The organism is Xenorhabdus innexi (assembly GCF_002632485.1).
GTDB lineage: Bacteria > Pseudomonadota > Gammaproteobacteria > Enterobacterales > Enterobacteriaceae > Xenorhabdus > Xenorhabdus innexi.
The window spans coordinates 2,770-13,496 of record NZ_NIBU01000076.1; the positions used below are offsets into that span (position 1 = coordinate 2,770).

The 10,727-nt window shown below is 43.5% G+C and carries 11 protein-coding genes and 1 pseudogene; 9 read left to right on the plus strand and 3 right to left on the minus strand.

What is annotated here, in order from left to right; genetic code table 11:
• Positions 1-691 precede the first annotated feature (691 nt).
• From Xinn_RS18005 to Xinn_RS18010, 3 genes are all read left to right on the plus strand, one after another.
• The gene (locus tag Xinn_RS18005; protein WP_086954398.1) at positions 692-1,114 is read left to right on the plus strand and encodes a hypothetical protein; all 423 of its coding nucleotides are present in this window, start codon (positions 692-694) and stop codon (positions 1,112-1,114) included.
• A 149-nt stretch (positions 1,115-1,263) separates the two neighbouring features.
• Positions 1,264-1,461 (plus strand): hypothetical protein, encoded by a 198-nt coding sequence (locus Xinn_RS21875; RefSeq protein WP_143706523.1) that lies wholly within the window; start codon positions 1,264-1,266, stop codon positions 1,459-1,461.
• 444 nt (positions 1,462-1,905) lie between these two features.
• Positions 1,906-2,823: an integrase domain-containing protein gene (locus Xinn_RS18010; protein ID WP_086954397.1), complete on the plus strand. Its 918-nt coding sequence runs from the start codon at positions 1,906-1,908 to the stop codon at positions 2,821-2,823.
• A 60-nt stretch (positions 2,824-2,883) separates the two neighbouring features.
• Here the strand turns inward: Xinn_RS18010 and Xinn_RS18015 are convergent.
• The 3 genes and pseudogenes from Xinn_RS18015 to Xinn_RS18025 form a co-directional block, all read right to left on the minus strand.
• Positions 2,884-3,175, minus strand: a pseudogene (locus tag Xinn_RS18015) (integrase core domain-containing protein); the annotation flags it as partial.
• A 14-nt stretch (positions 3,176-3,189) separates the two neighbouring features.
• On the minus strand, positions 3,190-4,263 hold the full coding sequence (gene hppD, locus Xinn_RS18020; protein ID WP_086954396.1) for a 4-hydroxyphenylpyruvate dioxygenase: 1,074 nt from the start codon (positions 4,261-4,263) through the stop codon (positions 3,190-3,192).
• 182 nt (positions 4,264-4,445) lie between these two features.
• A complete protein-coding gene (locus tag Xinn_RS18025; RefSeq protein WP_211286033.1) occupies positions 4,446-4,955 on the minus strand; it encodes a cupin domain-containing protein in 510 nt (169 codons plus the stop codon).
• Between the two features lie 515 nt (positions 4,956-5,470).
• On the opposite strand from Xinn_RS18025, the gene tyrP reads away from it, so the two are divergent.
• The 6 genes from tyrP to Xinn_RS18055 form a co-directional block, all read left to right on the plus strand.
• Positions 5,471-6,676, plus strand: coding sequence for a tyrosine transporter TyrP (gene tyrP, locus Xinn_RS18030; protein WP_086954394.1), 1,206 nt, complete (start codon positions 5,471-5,473; stop codon positions 6,674-6,676).
• Positions 6,677-6,787: 111 nt separating this feature from the next.
• Positions 6,788-7,528 carry an SDR family NAD(P)-dependent oxidoreductase gene (locus tag Xinn_RS18035; RefSeq protein ID WP_086954393.1) on the plus strand — a complete coding sequence of 247 codons (741 nt, stop codon included), beginning with the start codon at positions 6,788-6,790 and terminating at the stop codon, positions 7,526-7,528.
• An 83-nt stretch (positions 7,529-7,611) separates the two neighbouring features.
• Positions 7,612-9,039, plus strand: coding sequence for an MFS transporter (locus Xinn_RS18040; RefSeq protein ID WP_211286034.1), 1,428 nt, complete (start codon positions 7,612-7,614; stop codon positions 9,037-9,039).
• 418 nt (positions 9,040-9,457) lie between these two features.
• A complete protein-coding gene (locus Xinn_RS18045; RefSeq protein ID WP_086954392.1) occupies positions 9,458-9,901 on the plus strand; it encodes an antirestriction protein in 444 nt (147 codons plus the stop codon).
• A complete protein-coding gene (locus tag Xinn_RS18050; RefSeq protein ID WP_244590252.1) occupies positions 9,891-10,343 on the plus strand; it encodes an antirestriction protein in 453 nt (150 codons plus the stop codon). The genes Xinn_RS18045 and Xinn_RS18050 overlap by 11 nt, the downstream gene beginning before the upstream one ends.
• Before the next feature lie 246 nt (positions 10,344-10,589).
• Positions 10,590-10,727, plus strand: a 138-nt coding sequence (locus Xinn_RS18055; RefSeq protein ID WP_244590253.1) for a TA system toxin CbtA family protein, incomplete at its 3' end; no start/stop codon positions are given.

A 10,727-nucleotide genomic window follows, 5' to 3' on the forward strand; every position in this document is an offset into this window, starting at 1 on the left:
GGCCGGTGTGCGGATGGGCGATGTGGGGGGCATGATGAGTCAGGGGGTGGGGCAGGTTCGGCAATCTGCCGGCATGTTCGGTCAGATGGTGATGCAGAAAATGATGTCGAAAGGGAAATAGACAAACCCGTGTTTACAACGTCAGGGATACACGGTTATCCCTGAATCATCGGTTGGGTTTTAGGTCAGTTTTCTATTTTTTCCGTCTGCTTAATTTATTTATCATTGCCTCATTCATAAAAGATGAAATAACGGTTTTCAACAAGATGGATAAATGAATTATTTAACGACAATGCGTTATTGATTTAATTTATTCGATTTGATCATGCAGGGGGATTTTATATTCGTTTTTATGTCGTTATATTTCATGTTGGGATTTTAATGCGCAATATTCATGAGGTGAGTCACAAGAAAATAATAAATCCATGCCATTTTATTTCATATGAATTACACTGTAAACGCTGTAATACTTAACATGTTCTATATCAATAATGCCGTTTTAATGATAGTGGACGATTTATAGAAGCCTCAGTGGTTGAAGCCATTGAGGCTTCGCCGTTTAGTGTCATTAAATAAATGCGGGGAAAATTCGACTTACCGAATAAGTTTAGTTTTTTCGCTATTGAATTCATTATAAAAAGGGTTAAATTGGAACGCCTTGAATATCGTCTGAAAAGGTTCAGGCAAAGTCATGCGTGATATTGATAAAAATCACAAAAATAAAAAAGTTAAAAAACAATCCGATCATTTTATTCCTTACAAAACGACGTATGATTTGCGGTTAACAAAAAGAGAACCCAATTTAATCAACATACTGATGCAGGTTCAGGGGTATGAATATGGTTTTTTTACGGTGTTAGGTGTCCGCCCTTTATCACAACGGGGTAACCCGAAAAGCACAGCCATTTATGTCGTTCGGTGCCGGTGTGGTAAATACGCCGTCAGGTCACTCAAGGCCATCAGAAACCCGGCGAATATGAATGACATGTGTGAACATTGCCATCATTTGTATAATCTGAGACGCAGAAAAATCTTTCTCACTGAAGGAAAGGATGTCGATTTGTCAGAATTAACCGGCATTAAATATAAAGAACCCTTAGAAATTAAAGAATAGGGGAAGGTATTGCGCTTGCTTGAGCATAAGTCTCTGAATGCGTGAAAATTGTTAGGCAGAGATCATCGCACTGACATTGACCCAGTTTAATGCACACGCTACCATCGAAATGTAATTATCAGTGATCTGTTCGCCTGTGAGGATCACCCATGCGATGGCGAAACAAAGCTCCCGTAGCCTGCAAGGGAGCGCATTATCTTGCGGTACATCTGCGCACTTTTGGAAGCAGATATCGTCAGACAATAACCCACCGTCCGGCGATGAAAGTTATCCGGTGTGATTCACGACCGGCTTATCACGCAATACGAACAGCGCAGGCTTTGCGTTGTCCCGAATACCGACGATAAACGTCCTGAATGTTGTGCGGCGTCACTTGTGTAAAAGCAGCGCGATTACCAAGTGACGCCGCTAAGCGGCCAACGTCCAGAGCACATCCGGCCTGCCTTTACGACCCATTTGATCCCAGTATTACTCAAAGTCACCCGTTGTTACGGGTCTTTTTCTGTCTGAATCGACTTGTTTCGTTTGTTTTTTAACCCACTGCCTGATATTGAAAAAAGGAGAAATTACCCACGTCACGATAATGAGGCGTTCATCCTGATTAGATCAGGCTCTGAACGGGGAGCATGTCATCGCTGTGCTGAGCACGTCGCGAGCTCCTGCAAAAACTCAACACAACCTCGCCTTGCTACACATTGTCTGACGCACCACGGAACGGTGAACCTGAACCGACACGCAGGGATTTGTTTAAAAATGAATAAAATAAAAGCAAATGCTCAGGAGATGCGAGGATGGCGCAGAAATCGGCACGTTCAAAAATTGAACGGTTCAGAAAAGAATTTATGACCCATGCCCGGCAAGCGGGTGGGAGTTTTGCGACGGTGGCGGATCGTGAGCGGATTGCCCGACAATTTCTTCACTTTCTGAAAGACAAGGGCATTAAGCTCCGGCAGATGGACAGCCTCAAAACAAAATATATCGAGTACTATATTGCACAGCGAAAGGCTGACCATATCAGCCACAGGACCTTGCAAAATGAGATGGCCGCGCTGCGAACCATTTTAGCGCAGGCCGGGAAACATAAGCTGGCGGCAGCCGATAATCCGCGTCTGAGCAACCGGGCACTGGGTATTACCAATACGGATCGCCGGGGAACAAAAATGGCATTAACCCCGGCAGAATTTCAGGCGGCTTTTCAGCAGGTCGAGCAAAAAGATCGGGGCGTGGCGGCGGTGATGCAGCTGGCGTATGTATTGGGGTTGCGTACCAAAGAAGCGGTGGAAGCCTACAAATCCTTAGCTACCTGGAAAAAAGCGCTGGAAAACGGTCATACGTCGGTTCGGGTGGTGTTTGGTACCAAAGGCGGGCGATCGAGGCAGACGGTTATACTGGATCGGGAAGCGCTGCAACACGCTATTGCCTATGCCGAGCACGAACAGGCAGGGCGCAGCGGCAGATTAATTGATAAACCTACGCTCCATCAGGCGATAGACCGTTACCGTTATGTGGTCAGACGTGCCGGATTGGTGGGTAAGCAAGCGCCACACAGTATGCGCTATCATTTTGCCCAGCAATCTGGAGCACATTATAAAGCACAGGGTTTCAGTGAGCGGGAAGCGCTGGCATTGGTGTCAATGGATTTAGGGCATGGTGATGGGCGTGGGCGTTATATCCGGCAGGTGTATTATCAGAATATTGAGGACGAATAAACGATATTAGGTGTATTAGCCCAAATTTAATCCGACAGCTACCTATTTTTTACTGTGAGTCTAAATTTGAGCTAAATTCTTTTCTGCCCAAACCCGTTTTCCATCATGTAATGTGACCATCGGTGTTCTCCCACCGCTCATTTTTCCACTGATGGGGTCGTTCATGGTTATAATAGATCAACCAGCAGTCCAAATTTTTTTGCAGCTGCTCCGGATTGCTGTACAGCTTCTTACGGAGTGTCACCTGATAAAACTCATTCAAAATCGTTTTATGGAAGCGCTCACAAATCCCATTCGTTTGTGGGTGTCAGGCTTTCGTTTTAGTATGGTAGATGTCATTAATCGCCAGATAAAAGTAATTGAGTATTAGATTGATATAACTCCACGTTCAACCTGATCACGTTCAATAGATTCAAATAATGCTTTGAAATTACCTTCTCCGAATCCTTCATCTCCTTTGCGTTGGATAAATTCAAAAAATACTGGGCCTAATAGATTCGCAGAAAATATTTGTAATAACAGACGGGGATTACCATTCGCCACGGAACCATCCAGCAAAATACCTCTGCTTTGAAGTTTTTTAGGATCTTCGCCATTATTAGGGATACGTTCAGAAAGCATTTTATAATAGCTTTCTGAGGGAGCTTTCATTAGTGGCACTCCTGCTTCAATTAATTTGTCTACACTATGAAAAATATCGTCTGTGAGCAATGCTATATGCTGTATACCCTCTCCATTGAATTTGATTAAAAACTCTTCTATTTGACCAGAGCCTTTATCTGATTCTTCATTAAGCGGTATTCGGATTTTACCATCAGGTGCTGTCATTGCTTTGGATACTAAACCAGTGTATTCACCTTTAATATCAAAGTATCTAATTTCACGGAAATTAAATACATTTTCATAAAAATTTGCCCAAAAAGTCATACGACCTCTATATACATTATGAGTAAGATGATCAATCTTTATGAATCCATAGCCTTTCGGGTACTTGTCAATATGATCTAGGTATTGAAAATCAATATCATATATTGAAATATTATCTTTAGAGTTATCAATCAAATATAATGCTGTACCACCAATGCCACGAATAGCCGGCAGACGTAGCTCCATTAAACCTGTCGGCATTTCGATAGGTTGTGCCCCTAATTTTATAGCACGATTATAAGCCTGATGGGCATCCTTAACACGAAAAGCCAATCCACAGGCACCAGAACCATGTTCAGCAGCAAAATAGGCAGCAGGACTCTGAGGTTCTCTATTGATAATAAAATTAATATCTCCTTGACGATACAAAGAAACATTTTTAGAGCGATGCCGTGCTATTTCAGTGAATCCTAATAATTTGAAAGTATGTTCGAGTAAATCAGATTCTGGTGATGAGAACTCTATAAACTCAAATCCATTTAGACCCATTGGGTTTTCGAAAACATCAGTCATGATTCCTCCTGATACTAAGAATTAAATAGGAAACTCAGCTCTTGAACAATATAGAAAATACACAATAGCTAACTGGCAGAAAAACAGCATGTTTTTCAGTTAGGCCTTAGCTGAAAAAATAGACATAATCCATTATAAAATAGCATTCAATTAAATATATTAAATGGAATGATTTATAAAGTTTATTTTTTTACATCGGTAGGGTAATTTTCAAAATCTCCACCCTCTAACTCTATATAGAGTTTATATTTTTGGCGGATCTCAGCTAATTCGCTAGCTGAAAATGGGACTATCGGATTACCAGCGGGAACTGATGTCGCTCTAACATACTCTTCAAATCCGGGAGTAGTGAAAATCCATATTATGGTTGCAGTTGTATTACCTCTATTTTCAAATCCCATCCAAGTGTTTTTAGGGGCATAAGCCATTCCACCTGTGCTTAAAGCACGCCTTTCATTACCAATATGAGCAATTACTGAACCTGATTGTATTATTATCAGTTCTTCTGAATGTGTATGGCGATGACGAGGTATAACTTTTCCTGGTGGAATGTCTTCAGTACCAACAGAAAAATTTTTTGTACCAGTAGTTACTGGATCAACCTTAATAGTTAAGGGATATCCCCAGCGTCTGGTTAATTGTTCTCCCTCTTCTGCCAATAGAATTGTAGGTTTTTGTTCTTTATGCATCATATTATTTTCCTTTAGTTTTTTCATTAACTAACTAAATAATGTTTTTTCTATTTGGAGTGGAAAAATCATTCAATTGTCAATATAGCATTTGTTTCATAAAAAATGAAAATTTTATTGTTAAATTTAGTGAGCGTCATGAGGTTACAATAATATATATATGATATATCATTTACTAACGAATACTATCTTAAGAAAAGAATCTTAATATCATATATTTTTATTTATAACCTAATATTAATGAAAAATAATTGTTAATTTTAGTTGGTTTTATATTATTTATGACGTATTTTTATTTGTATTTGGTGTGGGATTTCAATATATTATTCGAGTTTTTTCACGTAACTTTATGGTTTTAATTTTAAGTTGAAATCACTGTATTTATATATTCAAGTCTTTTACAAAAGTGAGTAACTATTATAAAATTCACGTAGAGTAGCCATTTTCATTATGTTCCATCAAAGTGTAATTTTTATTAACACAATTTTTTCAACCTACTATACAACAATGAGGTTTGTGTGAAAAATCGCACTATTGGTAGTACTTTTATTATCGCCGGAACGACAATGGGTGCAGGAATGTTGGCCATGCCACTGGCTGCGGCAGGGGTCGGTTTTGGAACAACATTGATTATGTTAATCGCTCTATGGATATTGATGTGTTATACCGGACTTCTGCTAGTAGAAGTTTATCAACATAATAAGGCAGATATCGGTCTGGGAACAATTGCAAAATACTATTTAGGTGTCACTGGACAGGTGTTGACAGGTTTTAGTATGTTATTTCTGATGTATGCTTTGACGACGGCTTATATCAGCGGTGCTGGAGAATTACTGGCTGCCAGTCTGTCTTCTTGGCTGGGTAAAAAAATTTCTGTTTCCATCGGGATCATTGTGTTTACGATTGTTGTCGGCGGTGCAGTGTGCATTAGTACCCAATCTGTTGATTTAATTAATCGTTTGGTATTTTCTGCTAAAATTGTGTTTCTAGTCATTGTACTCGCCGTGATGATGCCTCATGTTAATAAAATTAATCTGATATCAATGCCGTTAGAACAAGGATTTGTGTTATCTGCGATTCCGGTAATTTTTACTTCATTTGGTTTTCATGGCAGTGTGCCAAGTATCGTTTCCTATGTAGGCGGAGATACCAATAAACTACGAAAAATAATTATTATCGGCAGTGCCATTCCTCTCTGTGCTTATATCTTGTGGCAATTTGTTACTCTTGGTGCGATTTCTTCTGAAACGTTTGTTGGACTTCTTGCGCAACAAACCGGTTTGAATGGATTATTACAGGCTCTAATGGAAGTTGTTGTTTCACCCAAAATAGAACTTTCCGTTCGTCTATTTGCTGACCTTGCACTGGTAACTTCATTTCTGGGTGTTTCACTTGGCCTGTTTGATTATCTTGCTGACCTGCTAAAACGTCGCAACCATGCCATAGGGCGTTTGCAAACTGGCTTGATCACATTTATCCCACCTATGCTATGCGCCTTGTTCTACCCTAACTTTGTTATGGCATTGACATTTGCGGCGGTTGCGCTATCAATTCTGGCGTTGCTGCTACCTTGTCTATTGGTTTGGCGTTGCCGTGAAGAAAGTCATGGAGGATATCGTGTTAAAGGTGGTAAATCAGTATTGGTACTGATTTTTCTTTGTGGTCTTACGGTGATTCTTCTTCAAATTGGCATTGTTAGTGGAGTACTTCCTGAAATAGGCTGATTTTAATACTTTTTGCATGCCAATAATGTACAAAAGCACATATGCTTTTCAGCGCTGAGACCTGTTTCAAAATGCTCCTTGCATCTTTAAGCACACATAGGAGTTTTAATCATGGGTTTACTCAAAGATAAAGTCGCTCTCATTACTGGAGGCAGCCGTGGTATTGGTGCGGCTATTGCTTGCACACTGGCAGCGCATGGTGCAGACATTGTCATCACTTACAGTACTTCCAAAGACAAAGCTGAGTCTGTTGCAACAAAGATCCGTGCACTCGGTCGGCGTGTTGAAATTATTGCTGCCGATGCATCAGATGTCACACAAATCATTGCTGCCGTGGATACGACAGTCGCTAAGCTCGGAAGACTCGATATTCTGGTCAATAATGCCGGAAATTTCCTGACAGGTACTATCGATCTGCTTACACCGGACGATTTCGAACGTACCATATCAGTTAACCTACGAGCTGTATTCGTCGCTATCATGCAAGCTATCAAATATCTACCAGATGGTGGACGCATCATTTCTCTGGGAAGCTGTCTCGCCACTCGAGCTGGACGGCCCGGCGTCAGTTTATATGCTGCTAGTAAGTCAGCTTTGGTTGGTTTAACAAAAGGCATTGCGCATGACTTAGGCAAACGGGGTATTACAGTCAATTTGATTCACCCAGGACCCATTGACACCGATATGAACCCAGCCAATGGACCGCGAGCTTCATCAACATTGGCTAAATTGGCTCTGAATAGCTATGGTCAACCTGACGATATTGCTAAAACAGTATTACATTTGGCTAGTGAGAGTGGGCGTTATATTACGGGAGCTGTGATTGATGTGGATGGTGGCATTAACGCTTAATTCAATCAAAGCAGAGGTGAATTTCAATGAAAATAGCCAGTACTGATGCCACCAGACAACGCTATACGAAAAGGTAACAGGGCATGACAGAGACGAGTAAAATTACTAAAAAAGATCCTTTTTCTCGGCGCTGGTTTATGTTTGCCATACTGCTGGTCGGTGCATTTCTCCCTCCACTTGATTTTTTTATTGTTAATGTGGCGCTACCTGATATCAGGGATGAACTGGGTATGAGTTCAGCAGGCCAGCAGTTGGTTATTTCCGTTTATGCTGCTATTTATGCCGTTATGTTGATCACAGGTGGACGGCTGGGTGATATTTATGGTCGCAATCGCATCTTTTTCATCGGCCTGGCAGGATTTGCTCTTGCTTCAACGTTGTGTGGTCTTGCAGAATCCCCCTGGATATTGATTATCGGACGCGCTTTACAAGGACTGACAGCAGCTATCATGGCTCCACAAGGGTTAGCATCCATTCAGGTTATTTTCCCTGATGCCGAAAAGCCTAGGGCTCTGGGAATTTATGGTGCAGTCTTTGGTCTGGCTTCTGTGGTAGGTCAAGTACTCGGAGGAGTGTTGATTTCCTTGAATGTCTTTGGGTTGGGCTGGCGACTCATTTTTCTTGTGAATTTACCTATCATTATTCTTGTACTTATTTTCGGTCTGCCATTGTTACGGGAAACGAAAATACAGCATCTCCATCGGTTAGATCTCAAAGGTGTATTTTTATCCGTGTTAGCGTTGGGGTGTCTGGTTATTCCACTGATTGAAGGCCGTGAAGCCGGATGGCCGCTCTGGAGCTGGGTAATGTTAGCTATTTTTCCAGTGTTAGCCGTGGGTTTCTGGCGCTATGAAACGCGTCTGTCCGCCAGTGGGGGTGACCCATTGATTGATCCAGCAGCGCTTAAAGCCCCGGGTTTGCGCACAGGGCTAGTTGTCGCACTATTGTTCTACTCTATTGCCGCCTTTTTCCTTTTATTGTCCATTTACCTTCAGGGAGCACTCGGTGACACCCCCTTAACCGCAGGGTTAGTTTTTCTACCCTTTGGATTGGGGTTTCTACTGGGGCCGTTATCCACGCCCGTTGCAGCTCGGTGGTTGGGGCAATTCGTTAATCCTGTCGGTATGGCTTTGGAAGCAGCAGGTTTTATTGCGCTGATAAGTCTTATTTTTGTTACATCACCCGGCTATTCGCCATCTGGTGTTTTGCTGGCTTTGATATTATTTGCTATTGGATTTGGTCAGGGGTTAGCTTTACCAACATTGGTCAGGATGATTATCAGTCGTGTGAATGCCAATTATTCTGGAATGATTGCCGGAATTGTAAATTCAACATTGCAAATCAGTGCAGCGCTCAGCGTGGCTGTTATTGGCGGTATTTTCTTTACAGTACTTGGTTCAAGCCATGATGCCTCAGCTATATCATCTGCATTTATTACCGCCATGCTCTGTATCGCTGCTTTGCTGATGCTGGGAGCAATACTGAGTTTTCGAATAATCAGGCAAAAATAGTAATTGCCACTTTTGGTTAATTCCAGTCTCTTGCTTTTAGCGATCAAGATTCAGAGTGACAGTACCAACTGCCTCGCGACTGATCTCAAAGTCCATCGTCTTCCTGACATTATTTTTGTCCCACAAAATGAATTACCCATTGATCTTATGATGCCCGTTGATTAGCGTAGTCAGACTTAGTGATGATCCGGTCGCTTGTAAGGATCACCTTCGGGCAGCGACAGTAACACTCCTGTAGCCTGCAAGGGAGTACACACCCGTGTGGTACATCTGCGCCCCTTTGGAAGCAGATATCGTCAGTCTGATGACGATGAAGGTTGTTTAATTTTATCCATTATGGCCAACCGGCCAGTCACCCAACGGGGAACACGTTTCCCATTGGGTCGGTGTTCTCCGTTTTTTTATTCAGGAGAATACCATGCAACACACTACACCGCCGGCCATCGTGCCCGCACCTGAACACTCCCCCTTTGCTGAAATTTTCCCGCACACCGGTTCGCTGGAGCTGATGCTGCTGGAGCACACGTTCATTAAAGCCGCCGCCGTGCTGTGTGACGATGACCGGTGTGACCGATGGCAGTATCGGAAAGTCTCAGACACGATTGCCTATATTGTGCCGGTACGACCGGAATCCGCGGTGGTCAGGGTGGAGACAACGGACTTTAAAGGCGAGGTCTCTGCCGATGCCTTCGGACTGATGGTGACCCTGAGTGTGTTGGGGTATCTGACGACCCTGTTAAAGCTGGACGGATATGCTGAACGGTTTGGCACCCTGCGGGAATATGCGCTGCAACATCCTGAAACTCCCTTTATCCGGGCGGTGTTGGGCCTGACACATAAGGAGAAATGCAATGTCCGATAATGAACTGATTCTGCTGGACAGCGCAGCGCTCTCTGCCGTGTTTCCCGACAAAACCCAGCTGGAGCGACTGTTTCTGGGATTCCTGCTGGCGAATATCGCGGCTGAATTAGGCGGGCATGACCGGCCTGAACAGTGGATTGGCCGGCAGGTGTCTGAATCACTGGCCTATCTGGTGCCGACACGGGCAAAAACGTATGCCGTTTACCTGCCGGAGACGTCGCTGACGCTCACACTGTCCGCCGATGCTTTCGGGCTGGCAGTGACGGCGCTTCTGTTCGTCCATATCACGGGGCTGACTGAGTCAGATGAGATGGCCTGCCGGTTCTGTGCCTTGCAGGAATATGCCCGGCAGCACCCGGAAAGCGGCCTGATAACCACGGTGATGACACTGAGGCCCGGCGAGGCGGTTATCAGTCCGTCACAGCATGCGCGCACAAAATAATCATCATTAGCATTATCCGCGCAGCAGGCGGGTAACTTTTTTTTCAGCGCCTGACCGGGGAAACGAAAACACCTTCCCGGTTCTGGGCGGGTGTTTTCTTTATTTAACCTTTAACGTGAAATCAAGGAACAACACCATGCACCCTATTTTTTTACCGGCACCGGATGAGACCGGTACCGCATGCCATGACGTGCGGGATATTCTCCGGCACAGCGTCTCTGTCAGTGCGTTTTCTGAGGCGGTGTGATGGCGCCGTTACGTTTAACCGTCTGGCAGGTGATTGCCGCTGCCTTGCTGAAACGGCATTTTGGCCTGAGCCTGACCGATACGGCCCTGTGTGAAACCGACACGGTGGCAGCACTGATAGCCCGCGGTATCCGGCCT